Genomic DNA, 13023 nt, shown 5'->3' on the forward strand with positions numbered 1-13023 from the left:
GCGTAGAGATGGTAATGCCAGGCGACAACATCAAAATGAATGTTGAGCTGATCCACCCGATCGCCATGGACGACGGTCTGCGTTTCGCAATTCGCGAAGGCGGCCGTACCGTTGGCGCGGGCGTTGTAGCTAAAGTTATCGCTTAATTGCGATAATACTTAACGGGTTATCCCGTTAGTCGTAAAAAAGAGCGCTTCGGCGCTCTTTTTTTATACGCAAATTCAGGCTCAGGAAAGGGAATGATAATTTTTTATTGTTTGTAATAATAACCGTTCGCATTTAATATATTGCTCATAAAGCGATCGGGAGCCGTAGTTATATGTACGTTTGTTTATGCAATGCCGTCAGTGATAAAACCATTCGCGATGCTGTCCGCCGCTATCAGCCCACCTCTATTCAACATTTACGTCAGCTGGTGCCCGTTGGCAAACAATGCGGAAAATGCATCCGTGCTGCCCGGGAAATCATGCACGAAGAGTTGCAGAATTTACCGCCCTATAAAGAGATTGCCTGATAAGCCCGGTTATCCTTCCACGACCTGGATTAGCGTTGGTTTTCCTGCCCTGACAGGATAAAACCCATGCTTTTTGTCATGTCTTTTTGACTTCCTGCTAACCGCATCTACGCTCTAATTAAACTGGAAGCGGAGGAAGTACTATGAAGGGTGATAACAAAATCATAACCCATCTCAATAAATTACTCGGTAATGAACTGGTTGCGATTAACCAATATTTTTTGCATGCGCGCATGTTTAAAAACTGGGGGTTAATGCGTCTCAACGATGTTGAATACCATGAGTCTATTGATGAGATGAAGCATGCTGATAAATATATCGAGCGCATCCTGTTTCTGGAAGGCGTGCCTAATTTACAGGACCTCGGCCGGCTGCGGATTGGCGAAGATGTCGAGGAGATGCTAGCGTCGGACTTAACGCTTGAGCTGGAGGGCGCGAAAGACCTCCGGGAGGCGATTGCTTACGCAGATAAAGTTCATGACTACGTCAGCCGCGACATGATGATTGAGATCCTTGCTGATGAAGAGCATCACATCGACTGGCTGGAAACCGAGCTGGATTTGGTGAAAAAACTGGGCATTCAGAATTACCTGCAGGCGCAAATTAAGCAGCAGGAGTAAGCGGTTTTTTTGCCCGTGGGGTTAACCGCGATGCTTTGCCAGTAACGACAGGCCGGGACTCAGGCCTGTCGTTTTTATATACAGATTCTTTGCGCGCGGGCGGTTGCTTTCCACACAGATCCACGTATAATGCGCGGGCTTGCAGATATTGCAGGCGCGATTCTGGCTGAATCGCTGGTCGGCCGCAATTTGCGGACACCTACAATACTCCCGATATGGGGGTTATAGCTGAACGATTACACTCCCCCATCAATCGTAATGGGTGTGAGGAGTAATTTTTTTCGTTTATAAATAGTTGGAGCTCTGGTCTCATGCAGAACCAAAGAATCCGTATTCGTCTTAAAGCGTTTGATCATCGTCTGATCGATCAATCAACCGCGGAAATCGTTGAGACTGCCAAGCGCACTGGTGCGCAGGTTCGTGGTCCGATCCCGCTGCCGACCCGCAAAGAGCGCTTTACCGTTCTGATTTCTCCGCACGTTAACAAAGACGCGCGCGATCAGTACGAAATCCGCACTCATAAGCGTTTAGTGGACATCGTTGAGCCAACTGAGAAAACCGTTGATGCTCTGATGCGTCTGGATCTGGCTGCCGGCGTAGACGTGCAGATCAGCCTGGGTTAATCAGGTCATCGAGCGATTGAGAGGTTGATACAATGATTGGTTTAGTCGGTAAAAAAGTGGGTATGACCCGTATCTTCACAGAAGACGGCGTTTCTATCCCTGTCACCGTAATCGAAATTGAAGCGAACCGCGTAACTCAGGTCAAAGGCCTGGAGAACGACGGCTACACTGCTATCCAGGTTACCACTGGCACCAAGAAAGCCAGCCGTGTAACGAAACCGGAAGCAGGTCACTTTGCTAAAGCTGGCGTTGAAGCTGGCCGTGGCGCCTGGGAATTCCGCACCGTTGAAGGTGATGATTTCTCCGTTGGCCAGAGCATCAGTGTTGAAATTTTCGCTGAAGTTAAAAAAGTAGACGTAACCGGTACCTCTAAAGGTAAAGGTTTCGCCGGTACCGTTAAGCGCTGGAACTTCCGTACCCAGGACGCGACTCACGGTAACTCCCTGTCTCACCGCGTTCCGGGTTCTATCGGTCAGAACCAGACTCCGGGCAAAGTGTTCAAGGGTAAAAAAATGGCAGGTCAGATGGGTAATGAGCGTGTGACCGTTCAGAGCCTGGAAGTAGTACGCGTTGACGCTGAGCGCAACCTGCTGCTGGTTAAAGGTGCAGTCCCGGGAGCAACCGGCGGCGACCTGATCGTTAAACCAGCTGTGAAGGCGTAAGGGGATAGCAATGGAATTAGTATTGAAAGACGCGCAAAGCGCGCTGACTGTTTCCGAAACTACCTTCGGTCGTGATTTCAACGAAGCGCTGGTACACCAGGTTGTAGTTGCATACGCTGCAGGTGCTCGTCAGGGTACTCGTGCTCAGAAGACCCGTGCTGAAGTAACCGGTTCCGGTAAAAAACCGTGGCGCCAGAAAGGTACAGGCCGTGCGCGTTCAGGTTCTATCAAGAGCCCGATCTGGCGTTCAGGCGGCGTGACCTTCGCTGCGAAGCCTCAGGACCACAGTCAAAAAGTTAACAAAAAGATGTACCGCGGCGCGCTGAAAAGCATTCTGTCCGAACTGGTACGTCAGGACCGCCTGATTGTTGTCGAGACGTTTTCTGTTGAAGCTCCGAAAACTAAGCTGCTGGCACAGAAACTGAAAGACATGGCGCTGGAAGACGTGCTGATCATCACCGGTGAACTGGATGAGAATCTGTTCCTGGCAGCGCGCAACCTGTACAAGGTTGACGTGCGTGATGCAACTGGCATCGATCCGGTTAGCCTGATCGCCTTCGACAAAGTCGTTATGACTGCTGATGCAGTTAAGCAAGTTGAGGAGATGCTGGCATGATCCGTGAAGAACGTCTGCTAAAAGTACTGCGCGCGCCGCATGTATCTGAAAAAGCGTCTACTGCGATGGAAAAAACTAACACCATCGTTCTCAAAGTTGCAAAAGACGCGACCAAGGCAGAAATCAAAACTGCCGTACAGCAACTGTTCGAAGTTGAAGTTAAAGACGTAAACACCCTGATCATGAAGGGTAAAGTTAAGCGTCACGGACAGCGTATTGGTCGTCGTAGCGACTGGAAAAAAGCTTACGTCACCCTGAAAGAAGGCCAGAATCTGGACTTCGTCGGCGGCGCAGAGTAAGTCGGAGGAGAGAAACAATGGCAATTGTTAAATGTAAACCGACATCTCCGGGTCGTCGCCACGTTGTTAAAGTGGTGAACCCAGAGCTGCACAAGGGCAAACCTTTTGCCCCGCTGCTGGAAAAAAACAGCAAATCTGGCGGTCGTAACAACAACGGTCGTATCACTACCCGTCATATCGGTGGTGGTCACAAACAGGCTTACCGTATCGTTGACTTCAAACGCAACAAAGACGGTATCCCGGCAGTTGTTGAACGTCTTGAGTACGATCCGAACCGTTCTGCGAATATCGCACTGGTTCTGTACAAAGACGGCGAGCGTCGTTACATCCTGGCCCCTAAAGGCCTGAAAGCTGGCGACCAGATCCAGTCTGGCGTTGATGCTGCAATCAAAGCAGGTAACACCCTGCCGATGCGCAACATCCCGGTTGGTTCTACCGTTCACAACGTGGAAATGAAACCAGGTAAAGGCGGCCAGCTGGCTCGCTCTGCTGGTACTTACGTGCAGATCGTTGCGCGTGAAGGTTCCTACGTTACCCTGCGTCTGCGCTCTGGTGAAATGCGTAAAGTCGAATCTGACTGCCGCGCCACCCTGGGTGAAGTCGGTAACGCTGAGCATATGCTGCGCGTTCTGGGTAAAGCTGGTGCTTCCCGTTGGCGTGGTATTCGTCCTACCGTTCGCGGTACTGCGATGAACCCGGTAGATCACCCGCATGGTGGTGGTGAAGGTCGTAACTTTGGTAAGCACCCGGTAACTCCGTGGGGCGTTCAGACCAAAGGTAAGAAGACCCGCAGCAACAAGCGTACTGATAAATTTATCGTACGTCGCCGTAGCAAATAATTATAGAGGATAAGCCATGCCACGTTCTCTCAAGAAAGGTCCTTTTATTGACCTGCACTTGCTGAAGAAGGTAGAGAAAGCGGTGGAAAGCGGTGACAAGAAGCCCCTGCGCACCTGGTCCCGTCGTTCAACGATCTTTCCAAACATGATCGGTTTGACCATCGCTGTCCATAATGGTCGTCAGCACGTTCCTGTTTTTGTTTCCGATGAAATGGTCGGTCATAAACTGGGTGAATTCGCGCCGACACGTACTTATCGCGGTCACGCGGCTGATAAAAAAGCCAAGAAGAAATAAGCCAGGAGGAAGAGATGGAAACTATCGCTAAACATCGCCATGCTCGTTCTTCTGCGCAGAAGGTTCGCCTTGTTGCGGATCTCGTTCGCGGTAAGAAAGTGTCGCAGGCTCTGGACATTCTGACGTACACCAATAAGAAAGCGGCTGTACTGGTCAAGAAAGTCCTGGAATCTGCCATTGCTAACGCCGAGCACAACGATGGCGCTGACATTGACGATCTGAAAGTCACGAAAATCTTCGTTGACGAAGGTCCGACCATGAAACGCATCATGCCACGTGCTAAAGGTCGTGCAGATCGCATTCTGAAGCGCACCAGCCACATTACTGTGGTTGTGTCCGATCGCTAAGACTCTGGAGACTAGCAATGGGTCAGAAAGTACATCCTAATGGTATTCGACTGGGTATTGTTAAACCCTGGAACTCTACCTGGTTCGCCAATACCAAAGAATTCGCTGACAACCTGGACAGCGATTTTAAAGTTCGCCAGTACCTGAACAAAGAACTGGCAAAAGCGTCTGTATCGCGCATTGTTATCGAGCGTCCGGCTAAGAGCATCCGTGTGACTATTCACACCGCTCGCCCTGGTATCGTTATCGGTAAGAAAGGCGAAGACGTCGAAAAACTGCGTAAGGGCGTAGCGGATATCGCTGGCGTTCCTGCACAGATCAACATCGCTGAAGTCCGTAAACCGGAACTGGACGCAAAACTGGTTGCTGATAGCATCACTTCACAGCTGGAGCGTCGCGTGATGTTCCGTCGTGCGATGAAGCGTGCTGTTCAGAACGCCATGCGTCTTGGCGCTAAAGGTATCAAAGTTGAAGTTAGCGGCCGTCTGGGCGGCGCGGAAATCGCACGTACCGAATGGTACCGCGAAGGTCGCGTACCGCTGCACACTCTGCGTGCTGACATTGACTACAACACCTCTGAAGCGCACACCACTTATGGTGTAATCGGCGTTAAGGTATGGATCTTCAAAGGTGAGATCCTGGGTGGTATGGCTGCTGTTGAACAACCTGAACAGGCTGCTCAACCGAAAAAGCAGCAGCGTAAAGGCCGTAAGTAAGGAGAGTCGCTGATGTTACAACCAAAGCGTACAAAATTCCGTAAAGTGCACAAAGGCCGTAACCGCGGTCTGGCTGCCGGTACGGATGTTAGCTTCGGCACTTTCGGTCTGAAAGCTGTTGGCCGTGGTCGTCTGACTGCCCGTCAGATCGAAGCAGCACGTCGTGCTATGACCCGTGCAGTTAAGCGTCAAGGTAAAATCTGGATCCGTGTATTCCCGGACAAACCGATTACCGAGAAGCCGCTGGAAGTGCGTATGGGTAAAGGTAAGGGTAACGTTGAGTATTGGGTTGCCCTGATCCAGCCTGGTAAAGTCCTGTATGAAATGGACGGTGTGCCGGAAGAGCTGGCCCGTGAGGCATTCAAGCTGGCAGCAGCAAAACTGCCTATCAAAACCACCTTTGTAACTAAGACGGTGATGTAATGAAAGCAACTGAGCTGCGTGAAAAAAGCGTTGAAGAGCTGAACACTGAGCTGCTTAACCTGCTGCGTGAGCAGTTTAACCTGCGCATGCAAGCATCATCTGGTCAACTGCAGCAGAGCCATCTGCTGAAACAAGTTCGCCGTGATGTTGCACGCGTTAAGACTTTACTGACTGAGAAGGCGGGTGCGTAATGTCCGATAAAATCCGTACTCTGCAGGGTCGTGTTGTTAGTGACAAAATGCAGAAATCTGCTGTTGTTGCTATCGAACGTTTCGTGAAGCACCCGATTTACGGTAAGTTCATCAAGCGTACGACAAAGCTGCACATCCATGACGAAAACAATGAATGTGGTATCGGTGACGTGGTTGAAATCCGCGAATGCCGTCCTCTTTCAAAGACGAAATCCTGGACGTTAGTGCGCGTTGTAGAGAAAGCAGTTCTGTAATAGAATCTGCCTCTCTAAAAAAGTGATAAACGGCCTGCAAGGGCCGTTTATTTTTTCTACCCATCTGCGAGAAGCGGTGTTATAATGCTGCGCCCTCAATTATGGGGATTTCAAACGACCCGTTTCTGGGTCTCGAAGTAGTAGTTGACATTAGCGGAGCACTAAAATGATCCAAGAACAGACTATGCTGGACGTGGCCGACAACTCCGGCGCACGTAGCGTAATGTGTATCAAGGTTCTGGGTGGCTCGCACCGTCGCTACGCAGGCGTCGGCGACATCATTAAAGTTACCATCAAGGAAGCAATTCCTCGCGGTAAAGTTAAGAAAGGTGATGTCCTGAAGGCGGTAGTGGTGCGCACCAGGAAGGGTGTTCGTCGCCCGGACGGTTCTGTCATTCGCTTCGATGGTAACGCATGCGTTATTCTGAACAATAACAGCGAGCAGCCTATCGGAACGCGTATTTTTGGGCCGGTAACTCGTGAACTGCGTAACGAAAAGTTCATGAAAATTATCTCTCTGGCACCAGAAGTACTCTAAGGAGCGAACAATGGCAGCGAAAATCCGTTGTAACGACGAAGTTATCGTGCTGACCGGTAAAGACAAAGGTAAGCGCGGTAAAGTTAAGAATGTCCTGTCTTCTGGTAAGGTCATTATTGAAGGTATCAACCTGGTTAAGAAACACCAGAAGCCGGTTCCGGCTCTGAACCAACCAGGTGGCATCGTTGAAAAAGAAGCTGCAATTCAGGTTTCCAACGTAGCGCTCTTCAATACGGCAACTGGCAAGGCTGACCGTGTAGGCTTTAGGTTTGAAGACGGCAAAAAAGTCCGCTTTTTCAAATCTAACAGCGAAACTATCAAGTAATTTGGAGTAGTACGATGGCGAAACTGCATGATTACTACAAAGACGAAGTAGTAAATAAACTCATGAAAGAGTTTGGCTACGCTTCTGTCATGCAAGTCCCTCGGGTCGAGAAGATCACCCTGAACATGGGTGTTGGTGAAGCGATCGCTGACAAAAAACTGCTGGATAATGCAGCAGCTGACCTGGCAGCAATCTCCGGTCAAAAACCGTTGATCACCAAAGCTCGCAAATCTGTTGCAGGCTTCAAAATCCGTCAGGGCTATCCGATCGGCTGTAAAGTAACTCTGCGTGGCGAACGCATGTGGGAGTTCTTTGAGCGTCTGATCTCTATCGCTGTTCCGCGTATCCGTGACTTTCGTGGTCTTTCCGCGAAGTCTTTCGACGGTCGTGGTAACTACAGCATGGGCGTACGTGAGCAGATCATTTTCCCAGAAATCGACTATGACAAGGTCGATCGCGTTCGTGGTTTGGATATTACCATTACCACTACTGCGAAATCTGACGATGAAGGCCGTGCTCTGCTGACTGCCTTTGACTTCCCGTTCCGCAAGTAAGGGTTACTAAATGGCTAAGCAATCCATGAAAGCACGCGAAGTCAAGCGTGTGAAATTAGCAGACAAGTTCTTCGCAAAACGCGCTGAACTGAAAGCTATCATTTCTGATGTGAACGCTTCTGATGAAGATCGTTGGAATGCCGTTCTGAAGCTGCAGACTCTGCCGCGTGATTCCAGCCCGTCTCGTCAGCGTAACCGCTGCCGTCAAACTGGTCGTCCGCACGCTTTCCTGCGGAAGTTCGGGTTGAGCCGTATTAAGGTCCGTGAAGCCGCTATGCGCGGTGAAATCCCGGGTCTTAAAAAGGCTAGCTGGTAATTGTCACCAATTGAATCACGGGAGTAAAGACAGATGAGCATGCAAGATCCGATCGCGGATATGCTGACCCGTATCCGCAACGGTCAGGCCGCGAACAAAGTTGCGGTCACCATGCCTTCCTCCAAGCTGAAAGTGGCAATTGCCAACGTGCTGAAGGAAGAAGGTTATATTGAAGATTTCAAAATCGAAGGCGACATCAAGCCTGAACTGGAAGTTACTCTGAAGTATTTCCAGGGCAAGGCAGTCGTAGAAAGCATCCAGCGTGTTAGCCGCCCGGGCCTGCGCATCTATAAGAAAAAAGATGAGCTGCCAAAAGTTATGGCCGGTCTGGGTATTGCTGTAATTTCTACCTCTAAAGGTGTTATGACCGATCGTGCAGCCCGCCATGCTGGTCTTGGCGGCGAAATTATCTGCTACGTAGCTTAATCGGAGGAAAAAATGTCTCGTGTTGCTAAAGCACCGGTCGTTGTTCCTGCCGGCGTAGAGGTAAAACTCAACGGTCAGGTTATTTCGATCAAAGGTAAAAACGGCGAGCTGACTCGTACTATCAATGATGCCGTAGAAGTTAAGCATGCTGACAACGCACTGACCTTTGGTCCGCGCGATGGTTATGCAGATGGTTGGGCACAGGCGGGTACCGCACGTGCGCTGCTTAACGGTATGGTAATCGGTGTTACCGAAGGCTTCACTAAGAAGCTGCAGCTGGTTGGTGTAGGTTATCGCGCAGCGATCAAAGGAAGTGCAGTAAACCTGTCTCTGGGTTTATCACATCCTGTTGAGCATCAGCTGCCGGCGGGGATCACTGCAGAGTGTCCGACTCAGACTGAAATCGTGCTGAAAGGCGCTGATAAACAGCTGATCGGCCAGGTTGCTGCTGACCTGCGCGCCTACCGTCGTCCTGAGCCTTACAAAGGCAAGGGTGTTCGTTACGCCGACGAAGTCGTGCGTACCAAAGAGGCTAAGAAGAAGTAAGGTAACACTATGGATAAGAAATCTGCTCGTATCCGTCGTGCGACCCGCGCACGTCGCAAGCTCAAAGAGCTTGGTGCAACCCGCCTGGTAGTACATCGTACTCCGCGTCATATTTACGCACAGGTGATTGCACCGAACGGTTCCGAAGTTCTGGTTGCTGCTTCTACTGTAGAAAAAGCTATTTCTGAACAACTGAAGAGTACCGGTAACAAAGACGCCGCTATTGCTGTAGGTAAAGCTATTGCAGAGCGCGCTATCGAAAAAGGCATTAAAGGTGTTTCTTTCGATCGTTCCGGTTTCCAATATCATGGTCGCGTCCAGGCACTGGCAGATGCTGCTCGTGAAGCTGGCCTTCAGTTCTAAGGTAGAGGTCTAAGATGGCACACATCGAGAAACAAGCTGGTGAACTGCAGGAAAAGCTGATCGCGGTAAACCGTGTATCTAAAACCGTAAAAGGTGGTCGTATTTTCTCCTTCACAGCACTGACTGTGGTAGGTGACGGTAACGGCCGCATCGGTTTTGGTTACGGTAAAGCGCGTGAAGTGCCGGCAGCCATCCAGAAAGCGATGGAAAAAGCCCGTCGCAATATGATTAATGTCGCGCTGACTGGCGGTACTCTGCAGCACCCGGTTAAAGGTGTTCACACAGGGTCTCGCGTATTCATGCAGCCAGCTTCCGAAGGTACCGGTATCATCGCCGGTGGTGCAATGCGCGCCGTTCTGGAAGTTGCAGGGGTTCATAACGTTCTGGCTAAAGCCTATGGTTCCACTAACCCGATCAACGTGGTGCGTGCAACTATTGATGGCCTGGCCAACATGAACTCCCCTGAAATGGTCGCTGCCAAGCGTGGTAAATCCGTTGAAGAAATTCTGGGGTAATTGACCATGGCTAAGACTATTAAAATCACACAAACCCGCAGCGCGATCGGTCGTCTGCCTAAGCATAAAGCAACGCTGCTTGGCTTAGGTCTGCGTCGCATCGGCCACACTGTAGAGCGCGAGGATACTCCTGCTGTTCGCGGCATGGTCAACGCGGTTTACTACATGGTTAAAGTGGAGGAGTAACAGATGCGTTTAAATACTCTGTCTCCAGCCGAAGGCTCTAAGCACGCGCCTAAGCGTCTGGGTCGTGGTATCGGTTCTGGCCTCGGTAAAACCGGTGGTCGTGGTCACAAAGGTCAGAAATCTCGTTCTGGCGGTGGCGTACGTCGCGGTTTCGAGGGCGGTCAGATGCCGTTGTATCGTCGTCTGCCGAAATTCGGTTTTACTTCTCGTAAAGCAGCAGTCACCGCAGAAGTGCGTCTGTCTGAGCTGGCGAAAGTTGATGGCGGTATTGTTGACCTGAACACGCTGAAAGCTGCAAACGTAATCGGTATTCAGATTGAGTTCGCGAAAGTGATCCTGTCTGGTGAAGTGAAAGTGCCGGTAACCGTTCGTGGACTGCGTGTGACTAAAGGCGCTCGTGCTGCAATCGAAGCTGCTGGCGGTAAAATCGAGGAATAAGTAGCAGATGGCTAAGCAACCGGGATTAGATTTTCAAAGTGCCAAAGGTGGGTTAGGTGAACTGAAGCGCAGACTACTGTTTGTGATCGGTGCGCTGATTGTGTTCCGCATTGGCTCTTTCATTCCGATCCCTGGTATCGATGCCACTGTACTTGCCAAACTGCTTGAACAACAGCGCGGCACCATCATTGAAATGTTTAACATGTTCTCTGGTGGTGCCCTCAGTCGTGCCTCGATCTTTGCGCTGGGTATTATGCCGTATATTTCGGCCTCTATTATTATCCAGCTGTTAACGGTGGTTCATCCGGCGTTAGCGGAGATTAAGAAAGAAGGGGAGGCTGGCCGTCGCAAGATTAGCCAGTACACCCGCTACGGCACGCTGGTATTGGCAGTCTTTCAGTCAATCGGTATTGCTACCGGTTTACCGAATATGCCTGGGATGCAGGGCCTGGTAATTCATCCTGGCTTTGCCTTCTACTTTACCGCTGTTGTCAGCCTGGTGACCGGGACTATGTTCCTGATGTGGCTGGGTGAACAGATTACTGAGCGAGGTATCGGAAACGGTATCTCAATCATTATCTTCGCTGGTATCGTTGCGGGTTTGCCGCCGGCCATTGGCCATACCATCGAGCAAGCGCGGCAAGGCGACTTGCACTTCCTTCTGTTGGTATTGGTTGCAGCGCTCGTATTTGCAGTGACTTACTTCGTTATTTTCGTTGAGCGTGGTCAACGCCGCATTGTGGTGAACTATGCGAAACGTCAGCAAGGACGTCGGGTCTACGCTGCACAGAGCACACATTTACCGCTGAAAGTAAACATGGCAGGGGTTATCCCGGCAATTTTTGCTTCCAGTATCATTCTGTTTCCTGCGACCATTGCGTCCTGGTTCGGAAGCGGTTCCGGTTGGAACTGGTTGTCAGATATTTCACTATATTTGCAGCCGGGACAGCCGCTTTATGTGTTACTCTATGCGACTGCAATCATTTTCTTCTGTTTCTTTTACACGGCGCTGGTGTTCAACCCGCGTGAAACAGCAGATAACCTGAAGAAGTCCGGTGCGTTCGTACCAGGAATTCGTCCGGGAGAGCAAACGGCGAAGTATATCGATAAAGTAATGACGCGTTTGACCTTAGTTGGCGCACTGTACATTACCTTTATCTGCCTGATCCCGGAGTTCATGCGTGATGCGATGAAAGTTCCCTTCTACTTCGGCGGTACTTCACTGCTGATCGTAGTCGTTGTCATCATGGACTTTATGGCTCAAGTGCAAACTCTGATGATGTCCAGTCAATATGAGTCTGCTTTGAAGAAGGCGAACCTGAAAGGCTATAGCCGCTAATCAGGGGCCTGAGAAGTTACGGAGAGTAAAAATGAAAGTTCGTGCTTCCGTCAAGAAATTATGCCGTAACTGCAAAATCATTCGTCGCGACGGTGTCGTACGTGTGATTTGCAGTGCAGAGCCTAAGCACAAACAGCGCCAGGGCTGATTTAGTTGCATATTTTTCTTGCAAAGTCGGGTTGAGCTGGCTAGATTAGCCAGCCAATCTTTTTTATGTCTATGCGTTTCCATTTGAGTATCCTGAAAACGGGCTTTTCGGCATGGAGCGCATATTTAACCTAATAGGAGTGCATAGTGGCCCGTATAGCAGGCATTAACATTCCTGATCATAAACATACCGTTATCGCATTAACTTCGATCTACGGTATCGGCAAAACTCGTTCTAAAGCCATCTGTGCCTCAACGGGTATTGCTGAAGATGTTAAGATCAGTGAGCTATCAGAAGAGCAGATTGAACAACTGCGTGATGCAGTTGGCAAATTCGTCGTCGAAGGCGATCTGCGCCGTGAAATCACCCTGAGCATCAAGCGTCTTATGGACCTTGGCTGCTACCGTGGTTTGCGTCATCGTCGTGGTCTACCGGTACGCGGTCAGCGCACCAAGACCAACGCCCGTACCCGTAAGGGTCCGCGCAAACCGATCAAGAAATAATCGGGGTGATTGAATAATGGCAAAGGCACCAGTTCGTGCACGTAAACGTGTAAGAAAGCAAGTCTCAGACGGCGTGGCTCATGTCCATGCTTCTTTTAACAACACCATCGTTACTATTACCGATCGTCAGGGTAACGCTCTGGGTTGGGCAACAGCCGGTGGTTCCGGTTTCCGTGGTTCTCGTAAATCTACGCCGTTCGCCGCACAGGTTGCTGCTGAGCGCTGCGCAGAGGCCGTGAAAGATTACGGTATTAAGAATCTGGAAGTTATGGTTAAGGGTCCGGGTCCGGGCCGCGAATCTACCATTCGCGCTCTGAACGCCGCTGGTTTCCGCATCACGAACATTACTGATGTGACTCCGATCCCTCACAACGGTTGTCGTCCGCCGAAAAAACGTCGCGTTTAACGTACGTTTTTAGGATAGTTG

At 50.3% G+C, this 13023-nt stretch carries 28 protein-coding genes; all 28 read left to right on the forward strand.

The window, feature by feature from the left end; all coding sequences use genetic code 11:
* On the forward strand, nucleotides 1–146 hold a 146-nt coding region (locus tag BTJ39_RS22800), incomplete at its 5' end, for an EF-Tu C-terminal domain-related protein (RefSeq protein ID WP_479684394.1).
* A 173-nt stretch (nucleotides 147–319) separates the two neighbouring features.
* The gene (gene bfd / locus BTJ39_RS22805) at nucleotides 320–514 is read left to right on the forward strand and encodes a bacterioferritin-associated ferredoxin (protein ID WP_078004982.1); all 195 of its coding nucleotides are present in this window, start codon (nucleotides 320–322) and stop codon (nucleotides 512–514) included.
* 143 nt (nucleotides 515–657) lie between these two features.
* Nucleotides 658–1134: a bacterioferritin gene (gene bfr / locus BTJ39_RS22810; RefSeq protein WP_078004983.1), complete on the forward strand. Its 477-nt coding sequence runs from the start codon at nucleotides 658–660 to the stop codon at nucleotides 1132–1134.
* A 311-nt stretch (nucleotides 1135–1445) separates the two neighbouring features.
* On the forward strand, nucleotides 1446–1757 hold the full coding sequence (gene rpsJ / locus BTJ39_RS22815) for a 30S ribosomal protein S10 (protein ID WP_001181005.1): 312 nt from the start codon (nucleotides 1446–1448) through the stop codon (nucleotides 1755–1757).
* A 32-nt stretch (nucleotides 1758–1789) separates the two neighbouring features.
* On the forward strand, nucleotides 1790–2419 hold the full coding sequence (rplC, locus tag BTJ39_RS22820; RefSeq protein ID WP_078004984.1) for a 50S ribosomal protein L3: 630 nt from the start codon (nucleotides 1790–1792) through the stop codon (nucleotides 2417–2419).
* 10 nt (nucleotides 2420–2429) lie between these two features.
* A complete protein-coding gene (gene rplD / locus BTJ39_RS22825) occupies nucleotides 2430–3035 on the forward strand; it encodes a 50S ribosomal protein L4 (RefSeq protein ID WP_078004985.1) in 606 nt (201 codons plus the stop codon).
* Nucleotides 3032–3334, forward strand: a complete 303-nt coding sequence (rplW, locus tag BTJ39_RS22830) for a 50S ribosomal protein L23 (RefSeq protein WP_078004986.1) — start codon at nucleotides 3032–3034, stop codon at nucleotides 3332–3334. The genes rplD and rplW overlap by 4 nt, the downstream gene beginning before the upstream one ends.
* A gap of 17 nt (nucleotides 3335–3351) precedes the next feature.
* The gene (gene rplB, locus BTJ39_RS22835) at nucleotides 3352–4173 is read left to right on the forward strand and encodes a 50S ribosomal protein L2 (protein ID WP_078004987.1); all 822 of its coding nucleotides are present in this window, start codon (nucleotides 3352–3354) and stop codon (nucleotides 4171–4173) included.
* Between the two features lie 16 nt (nucleotides 4174–4189).
* Nucleotides 4190–4468 carry a 30S ribosomal protein S19 gene (gene rpsS, locus BTJ39_RS22840; protein ID WP_001138115.1) on the forward strand — a complete coding sequence of 93 codons (279 nt, stop codon included), beginning with the start codon at nucleotides 4190–4192 and terminating at the stop codon, nucleotides 4466–4468.
* Between the two features lie 14 nt (nucleotides 4469–4482).
* The gene (gene rplV / locus BTJ39_RS22845) at nucleotides 4483–4815 is read left to right on the forward strand and encodes a 50S ribosomal protein L22 (protein WP_078004988.1); all 333 of its coding nucleotides are present in this window, start codon (nucleotides 4483–4485) and stop codon (nucleotides 4813–4815) included.
* A 17-nt stretch (nucleotides 4816–4832) separates the two neighbouring features.
* On the forward strand, nucleotides 4833–5531 hold the full coding sequence (rpsC, locus tag BTJ39_RS22850) for a 30S ribosomal protein S3 (protein ID WP_078004989.1): 699 nt from the start codon (nucleotides 4833–4835) through the stop codon (nucleotides 5529–5531).
* Nucleotides 5532–5543: 12 nt separating this feature from the next.
* On the forward strand, nucleotides 5544–5954 hold the full coding sequence (gene rplP / locus BTJ39_RS22855) for a 50S ribosomal protein L16 (protein ID WP_008927134.1): 411 nt from the start codon (nucleotides 5544–5546) through the stop codon (nucleotides 5952–5954).
* Nucleotides 5954–6145, forward strand: a complete 192-nt coding sequence (gene rpmC / locus BTJ39_RS22860; RefSeq protein ID WP_078004990.1) for a 50S ribosomal protein L29 — start codon at nucleotides 5954–5956, stop codon at nucleotides 6143–6145. Before rplP ends, rpmC begins: the two co-directional genes overlap by 1 nt.
* Entirely contained in the window at nucleotides 6145–6399 is a 255-nt protein-coding gene (gene rpsQ / locus BTJ39_RS22865; RefSeq protein ID WP_078004991.1) for a 30S ribosomal protein S17, read from the forward strand. The genes rpmC and rpsQ overlap by 1 nt, the downstream gene beginning before the upstream one ends.
* 166 nt (nucleotides 6400–6565) lie before the next feature.
* Nucleotides 6566–6937 carry a 50S ribosomal protein L14 gene (gene rplN, locus BTJ39_RS22870; RefSeq protein ID WP_078004992.1) on the forward strand — a complete coding sequence of 124 codons (372 nt, stop codon included), beginning with the start codon at nucleotides 6566–6568 and terminating at the stop codon, nucleotides 6935–6937.
* A gap of 10 nt (nucleotides 6938–6947) precedes the next feature.
* Complete coding sequence (gene rplX, locus BTJ39_RS22875) at nucleotides 6948–7262, forward strand: 50S ribosomal protein L24 (RefSeq protein WP_078004993.1); 315 nt, start codon at nucleotides 6948–6950, stop codon at nucleotides 7260–7262.
* Nucleotides 7263–7276: 14 nt separating this feature from the next.
* Nucleotides 7277–7816 carry a 50S ribosomal protein L5 gene (gene rplE, locus BTJ39_RS22880; protein ID WP_078004994.1) on the forward strand — a complete coding sequence of 180 codons (540 nt, stop codon included), beginning with the start codon at nucleotides 7277–7279 and terminating at the stop codon, nucleotides 7814–7816.
* A gap of 10 nt (nucleotides 7817–7826) precedes the next feature.
* Nucleotides 7827–8132: a 30S ribosomal protein S14 gene (rpsN, locus tag BTJ39_RS22885; RefSeq protein WP_075183634.1), complete on the forward strand. Its 306-nt coding sequence runs from the start codon at nucleotides 7827–7829 to the stop codon at nucleotides 8130–8132.
* A 33-nt stretch (nucleotides 8133–8165) separates the two neighbouring features.
* Nucleotides 8166–8558: a 30S ribosomal protein S8 gene (gene rpsH / locus BTJ39_RS22890; protein WP_078004995.1), complete on the forward strand. Its 393-nt coding sequence runs from the start codon at nucleotides 8166–8168 to the stop codon at nucleotides 8556–8558.
* Nucleotides 8559–8570: 12 nt separating this feature from the next.
* Nucleotides 8571–9104 carry a 50S ribosomal protein L6 gene (rplF, locus tag BTJ39_RS22895; protein ID WP_078004996.1) on the forward strand — a complete coding sequence of 178 codons (534 nt, stop codon included), beginning with the start codon at nucleotides 8571–8573 and terminating at the stop codon, nucleotides 9102–9104.
* Nucleotides 9105–9113: 9 nt separating this feature from the next.
* The gene (gene rplR / locus BTJ39_RS22900) at nucleotides 9114–9467 is read left to right on the forward strand and encodes a 50S ribosomal protein L18 (RefSeq protein WP_078004997.1); all 354 of its coding nucleotides are present in this window, start codon (nucleotides 9114–9116) and stop codon (nucleotides 9465–9467) included.
* 14 nt (nucleotides 9468–9481) lie between these two features.
* A complete protein-coding gene (gene rpsE, locus BTJ39_RS22905) occupies nucleotides 9482–9982 on the forward strand; it encodes a 30S ribosomal protein S5 (protein ID WP_078004998.1) in 501 nt (166 codons plus the stop codon).
* Between the two features lie 6 nt (nucleotides 9983–9988).
* Nucleotides 9989–10168, forward strand: a complete 180-nt coding sequence (gene rpmD / locus BTJ39_RS22910; RefSeq protein ID WP_038016616.1) for a 50S ribosomal protein L30 — start codon at nucleotides 9989–9991, stop codon at nucleotides 10166–10168.
* Between the two features lie 3 nt (nucleotides 10169–10171).
* Nucleotides 10172–10606, forward strand: a complete 435-nt coding sequence (gene rplO / locus BTJ39_RS22915) for a 50S ribosomal protein L15 (RefSeq protein WP_078004999.1) — start codon at nucleotides 10172–10174, stop codon at nucleotides 10604–10606.
* Between the two features lie 7 nt (nucleotides 10607–10613).
* On the forward strand, nucleotides 10614–11945 hold the full coding sequence (gene secY / locus BTJ39_RS22920) for a preprotein translocase subunit SecY (RefSeq protein ID WP_078005000.1): 1332 nt from the start codon (nucleotides 10614–10616) through the stop codon (nucleotides 11943–11945).
* A gap of 31 nt (nucleotides 11946–11976) precedes the next feature.
* Nucleotides 11977–12093, forward strand: a complete 117-nt coding sequence (rpmJ, locus tag BTJ39_RS22925; protein ID WP_004160566.1) for a 50S ribosomal protein L36 — start codon at nucleotides 11977–11979, stop codon at nucleotides 12091–12093.
* Between the two features lie 146 nt (nucleotides 12094–12239).
* The gene (rpsM, locus tag BTJ39_RS22930; protein ID WP_078005001.1) at nucleotides 12240–12596 is read left to right on the forward strand and encodes a 30S ribosomal protein S13; all 357 of its coding nucleotides are present in this window, start codon (nucleotides 12240–12242) and stop codon (nucleotides 12594–12596) included.
* Nucleotides 12597–12612: 16 nt separating this feature from the next.
* Nucleotides 12613–13002 (forward strand): 30S ribosomal protein S11, encoded by a 390-nt coding sequence (rpsK, locus tag BTJ39_RS22935; protein ID WP_004160563.1) that lies wholly within the window; start codon nucleotides 12613–12615, stop codon nucleotides 13000–13002.
* Nucleotides 13003–13023 lie beyond the last annotated feature (21 nt).

Source organism: Izhakiella australiensis (assembly GCF_002006995.1).
GTDB lineage: Bacteria > Pseudomonadota > Gammaproteobacteria > Enterobacterales > Enterobacteriaceae > Izhakiella > Izhakiella australiensis.

Excerpts from the sequence above, each read along its gene's own strand:
- rplR (WP_078004997.1), top strand. The coding sequence starts at position 9,114 with ATGGATAAGAAATCTGCTCGTATCCGTCGTGCGACCCGCGCACGTCGC.
- rpmD (WP_038016616.1), top strand. The coding sequence starts at position 9,989 with ATGGCTAAGACTATTAAAATCACACAAACCCGCAGCGCGATCGGTCGT.
- rplD (WP_078004985.1), top strand. The coding sequence starts at position 2,430 with ATGGAATTAGTATTGAAAGACGCGCAAAGCGCGCTGACTGTTTCCGAA.
- rplE (WP_078004994.1), top strand. The coding sequence starts at position 7,277 with ATGGCGAAACTGCATGATTACTACAAAGACGAAGTAGTAAATAAACTC.
- rplX (WP_078004993.1), top strand. The coding sequence starts at position 6,948 with ATGGCAGCGAAAATCCGTTGTAACGACGAAGTTATCGTGCTGACCGGT.
- rpmJ (WP_004160566.1), top strand. The coding sequence starts at position 11,977 with ATGAAAGTTCGTGCTTCCGTCAAGAAATTATGCCGTAACTGCAAAATC.
- rpsS (WP_001138115.1), top strand. The coding sequence starts at position 4,190 with ATGCCACGTTCTCTCAAGAAAGGTCCTTTTATTGACCTGCACTTGCTG.
- bfd (WP_078004982.1), top strand. The coding sequence starts at position 320 with ATGTACGTTTGTTTATGCAATGCCGTCAGTGATAAAACCATTCGCGAT.
- bfr (WP_078004983.1), top strand. The coding sequence starts at position 658 with ATGAAGGGTGATAACAAAATCATAACCCATCTCAATAAATTACTCGGT.
- rplN (WP_078004992.1), top strand. The coding sequence starts at position 6,566 with ATGATCCAAGAACAGACTATGCTGGACGTGGCCGACAACTCCGGCGCA.
- rplP (WP_008927134.1), top strand. The coding sequence starts at position 5,544 with ATGTTACAACCAAAGCGTACAAAATTCCGTAAAGTGCACAAAGGCCGT.
- rplW (WP_078004986.1), top strand. The coding sequence starts at position 3,032 with ATGATCCGTGAAGAACGTCTGCTAAAAGTACTGCGCGCGCCGCATGTA.
- rpsK (WP_004160563.1), top strand. The coding sequence starts at position 12,613 with ATGGCAAAGGCACCAGTTCGTGCACGTAAACGTGTAAGAAAGCAAGTC.
- rpsC (WP_078004989.1), top strand. The coding sequence starts at position 4,833 with ATGGGTCAGAAAGTACATCCTAATGGTATTCGACTGGGTATTGTTAAA.
- rpsN (WP_075183634.1), top strand. The coding sequence starts at position 7,827 with ATGGCTAAGCAATCCATGAAAGCACGCGAAGTCAAGCGTGTGAAATTA.
- rplC (WP_078004984.1), top strand. The coding sequence starts at position 1,790 with ATGATTGGTTTAGTCGGTAAAAAAGTGGGTATGACCCGTATCTTCACA.
- rplV (WP_078004988.1), top strand. The coding sequence starts at position 4,483 with ATGGAAACTATCGCTAAACATCGCCATGCTCGTTCTTCTGCGCAGAAG.
- rplO (WP_078004999.1), top strand. The coding sequence starts at position 10,172 with ATGCGTTTAAATACTCTGTCTCCAGCCGAAGGCTCTAAGCACGCGCCT.
- rpsE (WP_078004998.1), top strand. The coding sequence starts at position 9,482 with ATGGCACACATCGAGAAACAAGCTGGTGAACTGCAGGAAAAGCTGATC.
- secY (WP_078005000.1), top strand. The coding sequence starts at position 10,614 with ATGGCTAAGCAACCGGGATTAGATTTTCAAAGTGCCAAAGGTGGGTTA.
- rplF (WP_078004996.1), top strand. The coding sequence starts at position 8,571 with ATGTCTCGTGTTGCTAAAGCACCGGTCGTTGTTCCTGCCGGCGTAGAG.
- rpsQ (WP_078004991.1), top strand. The coding sequence starts at position 6,145 with ATGTCCGATAAAATCCGTACTCTGCAGGGTCGTGTTGTTAGTGACAAA.
- rpsJ (WP_001181005.1), top strand. The coding sequence starts at position 1,446 with ATGCAGAACCAAAGAATCCGTATTCGTCTTAAAGCGTTTGATCATCGT.
- rpmC (WP_078004990.1), top strand. The coding sequence starts at position 5,954 with ATGAAAGCAACTGAGCTGCGTGAAAAAAGCGTTGAAGAGCTGAACACT.
- rpsH (WP_078004995.1), top strand. The coding sequence starts at position 8,166 with ATGAGCATGCAAGATCCGATCGCGGATATGCTGACCCGTATCCGCAAC.
- rplB (WP_078004987.1), top strand. The coding sequence starts at position 3,352 with ATGGCAATTGTTAAATGTAAACCGACATCTCCGGGTCGTCGCCACGTT.